This window comes from Amycolatopsis albidoflavus (genome assembly GCF_039525725.1).
Taxonomy (GTDB): Bacteria; Actinomycetota; Actinomycetes; order Mycobacteriales; family Pseudonocardiaceae; genus Amycolatopsis; species Amycolatopsis albidoflava.
The window spans coordinates 399,358-413,083 of record NZ_BAAAHV010000003.1; the positions used below are offsets into that span (position 1 = coordinate 399,358).

At 68.6% G+C, this 13,726-nt stretch carries 15 protein-coding genes; 7 read left to right on the plus strand and 8 right to left on the minus strand.

Annotated elements, in window-relative coordinates:
• The first annotated feature begins 49 nt into the window (after positions 1-49).
• A complete protein-coding gene (locus ABD156_RS02915; RefSeq protein ID WP_344265882.1) occupies positions 50-712 on the plus strand; it encodes a hypothetical protein in 663 nt (220 codons plus the stop codon).
• Between the two features lie 534 nt (positions 713-1,246).
• Here ABD156_RS02915 and ABD156_RS02920 read toward each other — a convergent pair.
• Positions 1,247-1,624, minus strand: a complete 378-nt coding sequence (locus ABD156_RS02920; protein ID WP_344265885.1) for a hypothetical protein — start codon at positions 1,622-1,624, stop codon at positions 1,247-1,249.
• A gap of 244 nt (positions 1,625-1,868) precedes the next feature.
• Between ABD156_RS02920 and leuA the strand changes: the two genes are divergently transcribed.
• Together leuA and ABD156_RS02930 are read left to right on the plus strand one after the other, a co-directional pair.
• Positions 1,869-3,653: a 2-isopropylmalate synthase gene (leuA, locus tag ABD156_RS02925; RefSeq protein WP_344265888.1), complete on the plus strand. Its 1,785-nt coding sequence runs from the start codon at positions 1,869-1,871 to the stop codon at positions 3,651-3,653.
• Positions 3,654-3,781: 128 nt separating this feature from the next.
• Positions 3,782-4,750, plus strand: a complete 969-nt coding sequence (locus tag ABD156_RS02930) for a helix-turn-helix transcriptional regulator (protein ID WP_344265891.1) — start codon at positions 3,782-3,784, stop codon at positions 4,748-4,750.
• A 55-nt stretch (positions 4,751-4,805) separates the two neighbouring features.
• On the opposite strand, the gene ABD156_RS02935 is transcribed toward ABD156_RS02930, so the two are convergent.
• Positions 4,806-5,723 (minus strand): SDR family oxidoreductase, encoded by a 918-nt coding sequence (locus tag ABD156_RS02935; protein ID WP_344265894.1) that lies wholly within the window; start codon positions 5,721-5,723, stop codon positions 4,806-4,808.
• A 155-nt stretch (positions 5,724-5,878) separates the two neighbouring features.
• Here ABD156_RS02935 and ABD156_RS02940 point away from each other — a divergent pair, with 155 nt between their 5' ends.
• A complete protein-coding gene (locus ABD156_RS02940) occupies positions 5,879-6,439 on the plus strand; it encodes a DedA family protein (protein ID WP_344265897.1) in 561 nt (186 codons plus the stop codon).
• Here the strand turns inward: ABD156_RS02940 and ABD156_RS02945 are convergent.
• Positions 6,393-7,523 (minus strand): serine hydrolase domain-containing protein, encoded by a 1,131-nt coding sequence (locus tag ABD156_RS02945; RefSeq protein ID WP_344265900.1) that lies wholly within the window; start codon positions 7,521-7,523, stop codon positions 6,393-6,395. The genes ABD156_RS02940 and ABD156_RS02945 overlap by 47 nt on opposite strands.
• A gap of 63 nt (positions 7,524-7,586) precedes the next feature.
• Between ABD156_RS02945 and ABD156_RS02950 the strand changes: the two genes are divergently transcribed.
• Complete coding sequence (locus tag ABD156_RS02950; protein ID WP_344265903.1) at positions 7,587-8,141, plus strand: TetR/AcrR family transcriptional regulator; 555 nt, start codon at positions 7,587-7,589, stop codon at positions 8,139-8,141.
• Here the strand turns inward: ABD156_RS02950 and ABD156_RS02955 are convergent.
• Positions 8,138-9,043, minus strand: coding sequence for a LysR family transcriptional regulator (locus ABD156_RS02955; RefSeq protein ID WP_344265906.1), 906 nt, complete (start codon positions 9,041-9,043; stop codon positions 8,138-8,140). The two genes, ABD156_RS02950 and ABD156_RS02955, sit on opposite strands and share 4 nt — an antisense overlap.
• An 87-nt stretch (positions 9,044-9,130) precedes the next feature.
• Between ABD156_RS02955 and ABD156_RS02960 the strand changes: the two genes are divergently transcribed.
• Positions 9,131-10,030: an EamA family transporter gene (locus ABD156_RS02960; protein WP_344265909.1), complete on the plus strand. Its 900-nt coding sequence runs from the start codon at positions 9,131-9,133 to the stop codon at positions 10,028-10,030.
• 3 nt (positions 10,031-10,033) lie between these two features.
• Here the strand turns inward: ABD156_RS02960 and ABD156_RS02965 are convergent, their stop codons facing one another.
• The 4 genes from ABD156_RS02965 to ABD156_RS02980 all read right to left on the minus strand — a co-directional run bounded on the left by ABD156_RS02965 (position 10,034) and on the right by ABD156_RS02980 (position 13,176).
• The gene (locus ABD156_RS02965; protein ID WP_344265911.1) at positions 10,034-10,663 is read right to left on the minus strand and encodes a Clp protease/crotonase-like domain-containing protein; all 630 of its coding nucleotides are present in this window, start codon (positions 10,661-10,663) and stop codon (positions 10,034-10,036) included.
• A 180-nt stretch (positions 10,664-10,843) separates the two neighbouring features.
• The gene (locus tag ABD156_RS02970; RefSeq protein WP_344265914.1) at positions 10,844-11,503 is read right to left on the minus strand and encodes a DedA family protein; all 660 of its coding nucleotides are present in this window, start codon (positions 11,501-11,503) and stop codon (positions 10,844-10,846) included.
• A gap of 108 nt (positions 11,504-11,611) precedes the next feature.
• Positions 11,612-12,805, minus strand: a complete 1,194-nt coding sequence (locus tag ABD156_RS02975) for an RNA polymerase sigma factor (RefSeq protein WP_344265917.1) — start codon at positions 12,803-12,805, stop codon at positions 11,612-11,614.
• Positions 12,802-13,176, minus strand: a complete 375-nt coding sequence (locus ABD156_RS02980) for a YciI family protein (RefSeq protein WP_344265920.1) — start codon at positions 13,174-13,176, stop codon at positions 12,802-12,804. Before ABD156_RS02980 ends, ABD156_RS02975 begins: the two co-directional genes overlap by 4 nt.
• A gap of 103 nt (positions 13,177-13,279) precedes the next feature.
• Between ABD156_RS02980 and ABD156_RS02985 the strand changes: the two genes are divergently transcribed.
• A complete protein-coding gene (locus tag ABD156_RS02985) occupies positions 13,280-13,702 on the plus strand; it encodes a YybH family protein (RefSeq protein WP_344265923.1) in 423 nt (140 codons plus the stop codon).
• Positions 13,703-13,726 lie beyond the last annotated feature (24 nt).

Sequence of the window (13,726 nt, forward strand, 5' to 3'; positions counted from 1 at the left end):
AACCGGTCAGGCCACTGAATCGGTGGGAGATTCCTCAAGGAGTGACGAGATGCGTACTGGGGTGCCGGTTTTGATGGCGGTTTCCGCAACTGCGATGGCGTTCGCGCTGTCCGGGTGTTCCAGCTCGGACGACAAGGCTCCCACTCCGGCGATCGCCACGCCGCCCGCTTCGTCCTCGGCGGCGGCTCCGTCTTCCTCCGCCGCCGCGCCCGCCGGCGACTCCGCCTCGGCCGAGTACACGAAGCAGGGCACGAAGCTGAAGATCGGCGAGAAGGCCGTGGTGCCGTTCAAGTCGCAGAAGAACACCGGCGCGATCGGCGTGACGGTGACCGGGATCGACAAGGGCGTCGAGGCCGACCTGGCCCCGCTGAAGCTCGGCGACCGAGCGAAGGGCATGACGCCGTACTACGTGCAGGTCAAGGTCACGAACGAGACCGGCTCGGACTTCGCGTACAGCTCGCTGGGCCTGATGAACGGCTTGCTCGCGGACGGCACCAGCGGCCCGCACGTGACGGTGATCGGCAAGTTCGAGAAGTGCGACAGCGGGAACTCCGGCAAGGCGTTCACGACGAAGGGCGCTTCGTACACCAGCTGCGTGCTGGCGCTGGCCCCGGCTGGCGCGGAGGTCAAGGGGGCTAGCTATGGGGCTAGCACGTATCGGGACTTGGCTCCGAACACTGACTACGGCAAGGACGCGGTGACCTGGCAGTAAGCTGGGCGCGAGACCGCCGCGGGGGCGTCAGTCGAGGACTGGCGCCCCTCTTCGCGTCCTGGGGGAGCTTGATGTCTGGCAGAAGACCGATCGTTGTGGTCGCGGCGTTGGCGTTCGCGCTGTCCGCGTGTTCGAGCGCGGCCGACGCACCGCCGCCGGGCACCGCCACGGCCTCAGCACCTGCCTCGACCAGTGCGCCCGCGCGGAAGAAGATCGCCTACACCAAGCCGGGCACGAAACTCAAAATCGGCGAGAAGGCCGTGGTGCCGTTCACGACCGATTACTCGCCCGTCGGCGCGGTCGGCATCACGGTGACGCGCATCGACCGAGGCACCGAGGCGGAGCTGGCCCGGATGAATCTCGGCGACGACCACCGGCGACTTCACGGCCAAGGGCGCGGCCTACGGCACCTGCACGATGGAACTGGCCATCCCCGGCACCACGGTTACCGGCGCGAAGTACGACGACGACGGCTACGCCTGGCTGGCCAAGGGCACGGACTACCAGGAAAACCCGATCGTCTGGCAGCCGTGATCAGGCGCCAGCGCCCCCGACCCGACGGATGATCTTCGCCAGAATCCCCGACACGATCAGCCAGAACACCGCCGCGATGCCGTAGTTCACCAGCACTCGCAGCTTCGCGTCGCTCGGCGTGAACAGGTCCTTGAAACCGAGCGACAACCCGTCGGCCCAGCTGCGCACGAACGAGACGATGCCGTTGCCCTGGTTGGCCTCGCCGATGACGAAAATCACGTGCAGCACCAAGACCGCGGCGAACAGCAGGCCGACCCAGCGCACGAGTGACGCGATGAACGACACCGTGCGCTCACGAGTGCGCCGCCAGTCCACCGGGGTGCGCTGGGGTCGCGCCTTCGCCTCGGTTTCCTGCGCTTGTTCCGCGTGCTCGCCCATGCCGGGCAGTCTGGCACGTCGCCTCGCGGCCCGCTACCCGCTAGTAACAGGTATCAGCCACCCGACGTAACAGTTCGATCGCGGCGGGCGGCTTTCCTTTCGGCGCGTCGGGTGGTTACAGTGACCTCGTGGCGCGTGAACTCCTGCTTCGCTGCCGCGACGGGGCCTGATCTGACCGGCTCCTCGTCGCGGGGCTTTGTGGTGCCGGTCGTCCGCACCGAACCCGTCAGGAGATTTTCCCGCGATGAGCACCGACCCCCGCACCACTAACTCCCGTCTGCGCACGCCCTCCCGTCCCGCGCCCGCCGGACAGCCCTCGTGGAATCCGCAGCGCGGCACGTCCATGCCGGTGCACCGGTACCGCCCCTGGTACGACGTAGTCGAGAACATCGACGTACCCGACCGCACCTGGCCGGACAAGCGCATCGAGCGCGCGCCGCTGTGGTGTGCGGTCGACCTGCGCGACGGCAACCAGGCGCTGATCGACCCGATGTCTCCCGCACGCAAGCGCAAGTTCTTCGACCTGCTGGTCCGCATGGGCTACAAGGAGATCGAGGTCGGTTTCCCGGCCGCCTCGCAGACCGATTTCGACTTCGTGCGCGAGATCATCGAAGAGGGCGCGATCCCGGACGACGTGCACATCCAGGTGCTGACCCAGTGCCGTCCCGAGCTGATCGAGCGCACCTTCAAAGCGCTCGAAGGCGCGCCGCGGGCGATCGTCCACATTTACAACTCCACCTCGATCCTGCAGCGCCGCGTGGTGTTCCGCGAGGAGCGCGAGGGCATCAAGAAGATCGCGACGCAGGCCGCCGAAATGGTGGTCGAGCTGGCGGCGAAGCAGCCGGACACCGACTTCCGCTTCCAGTACTCGCCCGAGTCCTACACCGGCACCGAGCTGTCCTACGCGCTCGAGGTGTGCAACGCGGTCACCGAAATCTGGCAGCCGACGCCGCAGAAGCCGGTCATCCTGAACCTGCCCGCGACCGTCGAAATGGCGACCCCGAACGTCTACGCCGACTCGATCGAGTGGATGAGCCGCAACCTGGAGCGCCGCGATTCGGTGATCCTGTCGCTGCACCCGCACAACGACCGCGGCACCGGCATCGCCGCCGCCGAACTGGGCTACCAGGCAGGCGCGGACCGGATCGAGGGCTGCCTGTTCGGCAACGGCGAGCGCACCGGCAACGTCGACCTGGTCGCGCTGGGCATGAACCTCTACAGCCAGGGCATCGACCCGCAGATCGACTTCTCCGACATGGACGAGATCAAGCGGACCGTCGAGTACTGCAACCAGCTGCCCGTCCCGGAACGCTCGCCGTGGGGCGGCGACCTGGTGTTCACCGCCTTCTCCGGCAGCCACCAGGACGCGATCAACAAGGGCCTCGACGCGATGAAGGACGCCGCGGACAAGAAGGGCGTGCCGGTCGACGAGCACCCGTGGGAGGTCCCGTACCTGCCGATCGACCCGAAGGACGTCGGCCGCACCTACGAGGCCGTGATCCGGGTGAACTCGCAGTCCGGCAAGGGCGGCGTCGCCTACATCATGAAGGCCGAGCACCAGCTCGACCTGCCGCGCCGGCTGCAGATGGAGTTCTCGAAGGTCATCCAGGCCTACACCGACACCGAGGGCGGCGAGGTCGACCCGGCCACCATGTGGCGCGCGTTCTCGGCCGAGTACCTGGAGTCGAAGACCCCGCTGGAGCTGATCAAGCAGCGGGTCACCGACAACGGCGGCGGCGAGTACGACCTCGAGGCCACGGTGAAGGTCGAGGGCGACGAGCACGAGATCACCGGCCGCGGCAACGGGCCGATCGCCGCGTTCTTCGACGCACTGTCCACTGTGGGCTACGACCTGCGGCTCCTGGACTACAGCGAGCACACGCTGAGCCCTGGCGACGACTCGCGCGCCGCGTCCTACATCGAATGCGCGATCTCCGACCGCGTGTTCTGGGGCATCGGCGTGGACCCGTCGATCGTCACCGCTTCGCTGCGCGCCGTGGTGAGCGCGGTCAACCGGGCCAACCGCTGACCCGAGCCTGATGCGCCCCAATGTGGCATTGGGTGCGTCACACGCACCCAATGTGGCGTTCGGTGCATCGCATGCACCCAACGCCACATTGGGGCGGTTAGGCGGTCGGGGCCGGGCGGGAGGTAGGTGTGCGGGCTGAGCGTCTGGTCGCGCTGCTCTTCACCCTGCACCGCAAACGCGCGGGCACCGTCGGGGAGCTGGCCGACGAACTCGGCGTGACCGAACGGACGATGCGGCGCGATCTCGCCGCGTTGCGCGAAGCCGGCGTGCCGCTCTGGAGTGAACCAGGGCGGTACGGCGGCATTCGGCTCGTGGACGGCTGGCGTTCGAGGCTCGACGGTCTGACCTCGCGGGAGGCCGTCGCGCTGCTGGCCCTCGACGTGCCGGACGCGCTCGCCGGGCTCGGCCTCGGCACCGCGGTGGCCGCCGCGCACGCCAAGGTGTCCGCGAGCATGCCCGCTCAGCTGCAGGAACAGGCTCGGACGGTCGCCGGGCGGTTCCATCTCGACGCCTCAGCCTGGTTCAGCTCGCCGGACGACGCGGCCGCGCTGCCTGCGGTCGCGAGAGCGGTGTGGACGCAACGACAGCTCGACGTGCGCTATCGGCGGCGCGACAAGGTCACCAGGCGGACGCTCGATCCGCTGGGGCTCGTGTTGAAAGCCGGGGTTTGGTATCTGGTGGCGCGGGTCGGGGAAGACCTGCGAACGTATCGCGTTTCCCGGTTGGAGGCGGTCGCCGAGACCGGGGAAACCTTTGCGCGGCCGGAAGAATTCTCGCTCGCTGATTGGTGGCGGGCGTCGTCGGCGGAGTTCGAGAAGATGCCGCTGCCGTTGAAGGTGACGGCTCGGCTCGACCGATCCGCGGCGGGTGCGTTGCGGCGGGTTTTCGGGCCGGAGCACGTGAACGAGGTGCTGGTGTCGCTCGGCCCGAAGGACGACGACGGGTGGGCCGAGGCCGAATTCGCCATGGAGGGCAAGGAAGTCGCCGTCGGACAGCTGGTTTCCCTCGGCCCCGGCGTCGAGGTGCTGACCCCGCCGGAGATCCGCGCCGCCGTCGCGGAATTCGGTCAGGCGCTCGCCGACCGCAACCGTCCGTGAAGGGCCCCTTGAGGGAATCTGATTCCCTCAAGGAGTCCTTCACGGACAGTCGGCATCAGCGGTAGCCGGTGGCGTCGGCGGGTTTTCCGGGTTCCTGGACTTCGGTGATGTACCGCCACGCGTCCGGGCGGCTGCCGTCCACGTCGTCGATCTCGTAGACCTTCGCCAGCTGTCCGCTGGAAACGGTCTGGCCGGTCCACCGGTGCCGGTCCGCGTCGGCGGCGAGTGCGACGACCGTTCGGCCGGAGAAGACCGGCGACTCCGAGATCACGAAGTGCGGCTCGCGGACCGTCGCGTCGCGCCAGTTTTCCTCGGTGACCTCGAAGATCTCCAGCATCGCCTCCGAACGCAGCCAGCCCGGCGTGAACGCGATCGCCGTGCAATCGTGCGCTTTCAGCTCGGCCGCCTCGCCGACGGCCAGGACGTTGATCGCCGCCTTGGCCAGGTAGTAGGGCAGCGAAGTGCCCTCGCGGTACTTCCGGTTGTACTCGGCGGTGCCGTCGGTCAACTCGATCACGAGCCCGCCCGGACGGCGGATGACCAGCGGAAACAGATGGTGGCTGGTGATCAGGTGGGCGTCGAGGGACAGCCGCATCATCCGCAGGCTGGCGTCCAGCGAATGCTCCCAGACCGGTTTGCCCCACTCCAGGTAGCGGTCGCCGCCCCAGATGCCGTCGACCAGGATGTCGAGCCCGCCGTGCTCGGCGTCGATCCGCTGGGCGAGCGCGGCGACCTCGTCGCTCACCAGATGGTCGACCCGCAGCGCGCTTCCCTTGCCGCCGGCGGCTTCGATCCGCTCCAGAGTGTCCTCAATGGTCTCCGGACGGTCCACTTCGGACCGCCCGGAGCGCGTCGTGCGACCGGTGACGTACACGTACGCCCCGGCCCGGCCCAGCTCGATCGCGATCGCCCGGCTCGCCCCGCGCGTGCCGCCCGCCACGAGCGCGACCTTGCCCGCCAGTTCCCCGCTCATTCCGTTCGTCCCCTTTTCTCTCGGTGGACCACCAGCGTGCGCGCGAACCCTGACATCCTCTGTCCGGGTTCGCGGAATCTGTGTCCCGGCTGTGCCTTGCTGTGAAGTGCCGGTGATTGGGACTCATCTGGACTGGCAAGGCGGTTAATAGAGACATGAACGCTACGACGGCTGGACTGGTGCTGCTGTTCGTCGTCTCGCTGGTGCCGCTGTTGCCCACCGAGGTGACGCTGCTCGGCATGGGCGTGGCCGCGGCGCAGCACGGGACGTCGCTGGCTGTCGTGATCGCGGTCGCGAGCCTCGGCTGCCTGCTGTCTGACCAGGCGTTGTACGCGCTCGGACGGTTCGGCGGGGCGCGGATGCTGACCCGGCTGGGCCGCCGGCGCAAGCTGGCCGCCGGGCTGACCTGGCTCGACGGGCGGCTGCAGCGACACCCTCGGCCGGTCTTGGTGGTCGCGCGGTGGCTGCCTTCCGGCGGAACGGTCGGCGCGCTGCTGGCCGGCTCGTTGCGGTGGCGGTTCGCCGAGTTTCTGACCGCGTCCGCGGTGGGCGTGCTGCTGTGGACCTCGTATGTCGCGTTCCTCGGCTACGCCGGTGGCCAGCTGGTTGCCGAGCCGGGAGTGAGCCTGGCGTTGTCGCTGACCATCGCGGTGCTGCTGGGCTCGGCGATCACCCTTGGGATTCGACGCCACGCAGCGCCGAGTACAGCGCCCTGATCAGCGATTCGTTCTCTGGAGCGGCCGCCGCGGGGAACGGGATGCGGCGGCGGGTGTAGCCGTACGCAATGCCGTTTCGGGGATCGGCGAACGCCTGCTGGCCGCCCGCGCCACTGTGCCCGAAGCTGCCCTGGCCCAGCTCCGGGTAACGCTCGCCGGTGGCGTGGAATCCGATGCCGAACGCCTTCTGCTCGCCCAGCACCACGTCGCGCCCGATGGAATGGATCTGCGCGAACTCGGCGATGATTTCCGGCTTGAGCAAGGGCGATTCGCCGTCCAGCGGGCTGATCGCCGCCGCGTACATCCGGGCCAGACCGCGGGCCGAGGCGACCCCGCCGAACGACGCCGGACCGAGCCGCCGGACCTCCGGCAGGTTCGGCAGTTCCCACACTTCCGGGCCGTCCGGGTGGTGCCGGTTGAACGCGATGCCCTGGAGGCTGTTCGCGGCGGGCAGCGGGAGCTGACGTTCGGGAGTCAGCACCATCGGTTGCGTGGCAACGAATCGCGGCTCCAGGTCGGCGGGCAAGCCGAGATGAAAGTCCACTGTGCACGGACCGCTGACGCGATCGGCGAAGTTTTCCTGGAGGGTGCGGCCGGTCACGCGGCGGACGACTTCGCCGCTGAGCGCGCCGATTACCAATGCGTGGTAACCGAATGCGGTGCCGGGCCGCCAGAAGGGGCGCTGCCGAGCCAAGCGTTCGGCGACGATCCGGTCGTCCGCGAGCTCCGCACGGCTGAAGCCTTCGTCGGAGCCGACCACTCCGGCTCGGTGCGCGAGGAGTTCTCGCAAGGTGACGTCTTGCTTGCCTTCGACCGCGAACTCCGGCCAGTAGTGGCTCACTCGCTGGTCCAGGTCCAGTACGCCGTCCTGGACCAGCAGCGCGACGGTCAGATGCGCCGCCCCTTTCGACGCGGAGTACGCGCCGATCAAGGAATCTCCATCGATGTCCTCGCCGGTCCAGAGGTCGACCACTTGCTCACCGCGGTGGTACGCCGCCAGTTGCGCGGATCCGTCGGCTACTGCGGCGAACTCGTCTCGCACCTGTTCGAAGCCGGGCCGCACGGTGCCCTTGATGTCTGCCATGCCGCCACGCTACACCCGTTTGTAACCAATGGTCACTAATTCTTCTCGGTAGAGTCCCCGGCTATGACTCGACCGCGGCCCGGCCGTCCCGCACAGCTCGACCGCGAGCGGATCGTCGACGCCGCGTTGTCCGCCGGGAATCTCGACACGCTGACCATGCGCGAACTGGCCGCGCGGCTCGGCGTGACGCATGGCGCGCTCTACCGCTGGGTCGCCAATCGGGACGCGCTGTTCGACCTGGTCAGCGAGGTAGTGCTGGATCGGGTGCTTCCCGAGGAGGGGCCGCCGCGCCGGTCTTGGCGACCGTGGCTCGCGAAGGTCGCGTGGGCGATGCACGACCAGTTTCTCGCGGTACCCGGGTATGCGAGCCGGTTGTCCCGGCCGCATCGGCACAACGCGGATTCGTTCGGCCGGCTGCACACCGAGGTGGTCGCCGCGTTCACGAATGCCGGGGTGTCGCCGGAACTGGCCGAGCAGAGCTGGTACATCTTCATCACCTGCACGGTCAGCTGGCTCGCCGTCCGGGAAAACCCGCTCGACCTCGGGCCGGACGCACCGCGGTTCGAGCTTTTCCTCGATACGTTGCTGCGAGGGCTGCCCGCCAGGGAACCCAGCTAGGTCGTGAGGGCGGCTACTTCGGCGCGCATTTCGTCGATCACGGTCGCGACAGCTGGCCGGTTCGCGGCACCGGTGCGGCACACGACTTCCACCAGCCGCGCCGCTCGGATCCCCGCCAGCGGGCGGCCGACCAATCCGCTGCCGCGCCGAGTGTCCATTGTGTACCGAGGCATCAGCGCGATCCCGTGTCCGGCCGCGACCAGCCGTTCGGTGATGCGGAAATCGTTGATGCGCTGGACGATCTGCGGCCGCACGCCGGTGCGCACGGTCAGCGAGCGGAGGACGTCGTCGACCGGAAAGCCGTGGTCTACCGAGATCCAGCGTTCGTCCGCGAGATCGGCCAGGCCGACGCGGCGGTTGCGGGCGAGGCGGTGGCCGACCGGGAGGGCGACGTCCAGCGGTTCGCGCAGCAGCGGGACCACGTCGAGGCGTTCGGTGTCGAACTCGGCCGCGTGCTCGTCGCGGTGGGCGACGACGACGTCGTAGTCCGCGACCAGGCCAGGCACCTGCGGCGGGACCATGTCGACGTCGCGGACGTCGACCTCGAGGTTCTCGTGCTGGTCGATGCGGCGCAGCAGGCCGGGCAGCAGCATCAGGCCGGCGGACTGGAAGATCGCGATCCGCACGCGGCCGCGCGGGGCACTGCGGTAGGTGTCCAGCTCCGCTTCGGCCCGGTCCAGCGCGGCCAGCACGTCGTCGGCGCGGGCGACGAGCGCGCGGCCGGCGTCGGTGAGCCGAAGCCCGCGACCGGCCGGTTCGGTGAGCGCGATGCCGACCTCCGCCTGCAACGCGCGCAACTGCTGCGAGATCGCCGACGGCGTGCAGTGCAACGCCTGAGCGGCGGCGGTGACGCTGCCCCGATCGGCGAATTCGCGCAGCGTCCGGAGCCTGCCCAAGTCCATCCGCGCAGTGTATGTGAAGCAACGCTACACAGTCAGTGCAGTTATTCTCGCTGGTGCTTCAAAGTTTGCCTAGGCACAGTAAGAAGCATGGCCATCCGGGACCGTCTGCTCGCTGTGTTCGTCGCCGTCCTGTGGGGCCTCAACTTCATTGCGATCCACGCCACACTCGGCCAGTTCCCGCCGATGTTCGCGGGCGCGCTGCGGTTCCTGCTGATCGCGATCCCGACGGTTTTCCTCGTGCCGTGGCCGCGGGTGAAGCTGCGCTACCTCCTCGGCTACGGGCTCGGGTTCGGCACCGGTCAGTTCGCGTTCCTGTTCGTCGCGATGCACCTGGGCATGCCGACCGGGCTGGCGTCGCTGGTGCTGCAGGCGTCGGCGCCGTTCACCGTGCTGCTGGGCGCGGCGCTGCTGCGGGAACGCGTCTCCGGACGGCAGCTGGCCGGGATCCTGCTCGCGGTGGCGGGCATGACCGCGATCGCGTGGCAGCAGTCCGCCCACGCCGCGCTGGTGCCGGTGGTGCTGACCTTGCTGGCCGCGCTGAGCTGGGCGATCGGCAACCTGAGCATGCGCCGCGCCGAGCCGGACAACCCGCTGCACCTGACGCTGTGGATGTCGGTGGTGCCGCCGCTGCCGATGCTGGCACTGTCGAGCATCTTCGAGGGCCCCGGCGCCGCGTGGCATTCGCTGGCGACGCTCGGGACCAAAACGGGTCTGATCGGCGTCGCGGGGCTGGCGTACGTGGTCATCTTCGGGACGGTCATCGGGTCCGGGATCTGGACCACATTGATGCGCCGCAACCCGGCGGGCGTGGTCGCGCCGTTCTCGCTGCTGGTGCCGGTGGTGGGGTTGACGGCGTCGTTCTTCATCCTCGGCGAGGTGCCGACGGTGCTGACGCTGGTCGCCGCGGCGGTGGTGATCGGCGGGGTGCTGCTGGGGTCGTTGCGGCGGAAGCCCACGGTTACGCCGGAGGAATTGCTGCCGGTGTGAGGGTTATCCGGCGGGACGCTGCCGCAGCAACTCGGGTACCCGGTCGTAGGTCTTCAGCTCGCCGGCCAGCTCCGGAACCAGATAGCCGAGCACGCGCAGAATCGTCTCGTGGTCCTTCCACAGATGCCGGTGATGAATCGGCTCGTGGTGCATGATCCGGTTGCGGAACAGCAGAACGGTGCGCAAATCGGTGTGCAGATCGCGCCGTTTCCCGCGGTAGAAGGCGAACGCGCGATGCAGGTGCGGGACCCACAGCGTCCGGTCGTAGGCGCTGCTGAGGGTCGACACCCAGAATCCGAGAGACAGGTTGGCCACGAGATCGTCGGGGGTCTGCCGCCGTTCGCGGACGGTCAGCTTTCGCCGGGCCTCGGCCAGTTTGCGCACGCCGTCGGACCGCAGCGGGGCGACCCGCCACCAGTCTTCCCGGTCGAACGCCGTCGCCAAGGTGCGGTGCAAACCGTTGCGCAGCGCCAGTTCCAGGCAATGCAGCGCGGGGTAGAAGGCGGCGGAAACCTCGATGTTCCACCAGTACAACGCACAAGCCCGGGCGAGATCGCCGTCTGCCTTCGCGAGATACGGCGCGAACCTCGGGGTCGACAAGCCGTCCCGGATCCACCCCGGCTCCTCCGGCATCAGCCGCCCCTCCTCTTCATCCCCTCTCGGTCGAGGGGGGATGTGCTAGTATGGCCTAGTACGCCCCGGGTCGCCTCTGCTTTCAGCATGCCGCCCGGGGCATCGCTTATTTCCGGGCCAGAGAACAGAAACCCCCAGCGAGTCCGAAGACTCACCGGGGGAATCCCAGGGCCGAAAACGTCAGGCCACCGCGTCGTTCTTCTCCGACGACGAGGACGAAGCCGAGGCCGACTCCGCCGCGTGGCGGGCCATGCGCTTCTTCAGCACCAGGGTCACCACCACGCCGATCACCAACGCCGCTCCCAGGCCTGCCCACTGGAAGCCCTTCAGCCACTTGTCGGCGACCACGCCCAGGTAGTAGATGAGCGCCGTCGTTCCGCCCGCCCACACGATGCCGCCGAGGGCGTTCGCGATCAGGAAGCGCGGGTAGTGCATGTTGAGCGACCCGGCGAGCGGGCCGGCCAGGATGCGCAGCACCGCGACGAACCGGCCGAAGAACACCGCCCACATGCCGCGTTTGTGGAACATCCGTTCGGCGCTCGCGATGTGATCGGGGCCGAAATGCTTGGGGAACTTCCGGCCCGCCCACGCGAACAGCCGTTTGCCGCCCTTGCGGCCGATCAGGTATCCGATGCTGTCGCCGATGATCGCGCCCGCGGTGGCCAGCGCGCCGATCCACACCGGGTTCAGCCCGCTGTGCGACGACGCCAGCAGCGCCGCGCTCACCAGCACGATCTCCCCCGGCAGCGGGATGCCCAGGCTTTCGACCATCACCACCAAGCCCACCAACAGGTAGACCGAGAGCGGAGGGATCGCCTCCAGCACGTGGTCGATGTTCACTGCCAACCCCCTTGTGATTCGTGCCTGGTCTCCGCAGGGTACCCAGCTTGCGGCGATCCTCGCGTCCACCTGGAGTCGGGGGTGGGGTCCGTCTTACGGCAGGGTTTTTCAGGGTTTTTCCGACATAACACGCAAAGCGCGCGATTCGAGGTACTCCCGTTCCGGCAGGCTCAACGTGCGCTGGGCGGCGCGTACGTAGCAATCGTGGGCGCCTTGCGGGTCGCCGGAGAGTTCCAGGAGATGCGCGCGGACGACGTCGGCGCGGTAGTGGTCCACGTCGGTGGCGTCCAGTTCGCTCAGTGCGAGCGCCGGGCCTTCGACGCGGGCGAGCGCGACCAGGCGGTTGAGGGTGACCATCGGGCCGGGGGCGATCTGCTGGAGAAGGTCGTACAGCAGCAGGATCTGCGGCCAATCGGTCGCGTCGGCGGTCGGGGCTTCGTCGTGCACGGCGGCGATCGCGGCCTGCAGCTGGTACGGGCCGACCGGGGTGGTGGCCAGCGCGTGTTCGATGAGCGCGCTGCCTTCGGCGATCGCGGACGCGTCCCAGCGTGAGCGATCTTGTTCGGCCAGCGGCACGGGGATTCCGTCCGGACCGGTGCGGGCGGGCCGACGGGCGTCGGTGAGCAGCATGAGGGCGAGCAGGCCGGCGACCTCGCCGTCGGCAGGCCGCAGTGCGTGCAGTTGCCGGGTGAGCCGGATCGCTTCGGCGGTCAGCTCGACGCGGTTCACCGCGCTGCCGGAGCTGGCGGTGTGGCCTTCGGTGAACACCAGGTACAGCACCTGCAAGACCGCGGCGACGCGTTCCGGCAGCTCGTCCTGCGGCGGCAACGCGAACTCCGCCCCGCGCAGTTTGTGTTTCGCTCGGCTGATCCGCTGGCCGATAGTCGGCTCCGGGACGAGATACGCCCGCGCGATCTCCGCAGTGGTGAGGCCGCCGACGGCACGCAAAGTGAGAGCCACCTGCGACGGCCGGGTCAGGGCCGGATGGCAGCAGAGCAACAGCAGGGTGAGGGTGTCGTCCTGCTGCGGCACGAGTTCGAAAGACGGCGGTTCCATCGCCGCCACCGTCTCCTCACGACGAATGCGCGCGGCTTCGGTGCGCCACATCTCGATCCGCCGCCGCGAGGCCGTCGTGATGAGCCAGGCCTTCGGGTTGTCCGGAACACCGTCCTTCGGCCATTGCACGGCGGCGGCGAACAGGGCCTCTTGCACGGCGTCCTCGCATTTGCCGAAATCGCCGTAGCGGCGCACGAGCGCGGTCAGCACCTGCGGGATGAGATCCCGCAGGAGGCTGTCGATCACAGCTCGAAGTCCACGTCGCCGGTCAGGCCCATCACCGGCCGCACCTCGATCGTCGCGAACGGGGCCTCCGGGATCCGCGCGGCGATCTCCAGCGCGCGGGCCTCCGAATCGCATTCCAGCAGGTAGAAGCCGGCGAGCTGTTCCTTGATCTCGGCGAACGGGCCGTCGGTGGTGCTCACGCCGTCGGCGCGTACGTGGACCTGCTTCGTCAGGTCCGGCGCGGCCAGCCGCTCGGAGACAATCCGCTCGCCTTCCAGCTCCTCGTGGAACCGCTGGTAGGCACGCAGGCCCTCGGCCTTCTGCTCGTCGGTCATCCCCGCCCAGGCCGCGCGCGACGCCGGGTTGCCGTAGATCAGGACCAGATACTTCATCCGAAGCCTCCTCGAAAAAGTCTTCTACCCCTGATGTCGAAGCCGCGCGGACAGCTTCGACGTCCCGGACGTACGCACCGCCTGAGGAGAAGGAGACCACAAAATGTCCGAGAACGAGATCCGCGACCTGCTGGCCGAGCACACCGCCGCGACGCACGCGAAGGACCCGCAGCGGCTCGTCGCCTGCTACGCCGACAAGGCGGTCCGGTTCGACCTCGCCCCGCCGCTGCGCACGACCGGCGCTTCCGCGGACTACGTCACGCAGTGGTTCAGCACCTTCGACGGTCCGATTTCCCGCACCCACCACGACGAGGAGATCACCGTGTCCGGCGATCTGGCGGTGGTGACGGCGCTGACCAAGCTGACCGCGACCCCGCGCGGCGCGAGCGAATCGTTCACTCTCTGGTTCCGCAGCACGTTTGCCTTGCGGCGGCTCGAAAACGGCTGGCTGATCTCGCACGAGCACAGCTCGACGCCGTTCCACATGGACGGTTCGTTCCGCGCCGCCGTTGATCTCCAGCCCTGAAAAGCCGTGAAGGGCTCCTTGAGG

Coding starts and splice junctions, on each gene's coding strand:
- ABD156_RS02950 (WP_344265903.1), top strand. CDS start 7,587: ATGACTCGACCGCGGCCCGGCCGTCCCGCACAGCTCGACCGCGAGCGG.
- ABD156_RS02935 (WP_344265894.1), bottom strand. CDS start 5,723: ATGAGCGGGGAACTGGCGGGCAAGGTCGCGCTCGTGGCGGGCGGCACG.
- ABD156_RS02940 (WP_344265897.1), top strand. CDS start 5,879: ATGAACGCTACGACGGCTGGACTGGTGCTGCTGTTCGTCGTCTCGCTG.
- ABD156_RS02965 (WP_344265911.1), bottom strand. CDS start 10,663: ATGCCGGAGGAGCCGGGGTGGATCCGGGACGGCTTGTCGACCCCGAGG.
- ABD156_RS02945 (WP_344265900.1), bottom strand. CDS start 7,523: ATGGCAGACATCAAGGGCACCGTGCGGCCCGGCTTCGAACAGGTGCGA.
- leuA (WP_344265888.1), top strand. CDS start 1,869: ATGAGCACCGACCCCCGCACCACTAACTCCCGTCTGCGCACGCCCTCC.
- ABD156_RS02980 (WP_344265920.1), bottom strand. CDS start 13,176: ATGAAGTATCTGGTCCTGATCTACGGCAACCCGGCGTCGCGCGCGGCC.
- ABD156_RS02955 (WP_344265906.1), bottom strand. CDS start 9,043: ATGGACTTGGGCAGGCTCCGGACGCTGCGCGAATTCGCCGATCGGGGC.
- ABD156_RS02915 (WP_344265882.1), top strand. CDS start 50: ATGCGTACTGGGGTGCCGGTTTTGATGGCGGTTTCCGCAACTGCGATG.
- ABD156_RS02960 (WP_344265909.1), top strand. CDS start 9,131: ATGGCCATCCGGGACCGTCTGCTCGCTGTGTTCGTCGCCGTCCTGTGG.
- ABD156_RS02985 (WP_344265923.1), top strand. CDS start 13,280: ATGTCCGAGAACGAGATCCGCGACCTGCTGGCCGAGCACACCGCCGCG.
- ABD156_RS02920 (WP_344265885.1), bottom strand. CDS start 1,624: ATGGGCGAGCACGCGGAACAAGCGCAGGAAACCGAGGCGAAGGCGCGA.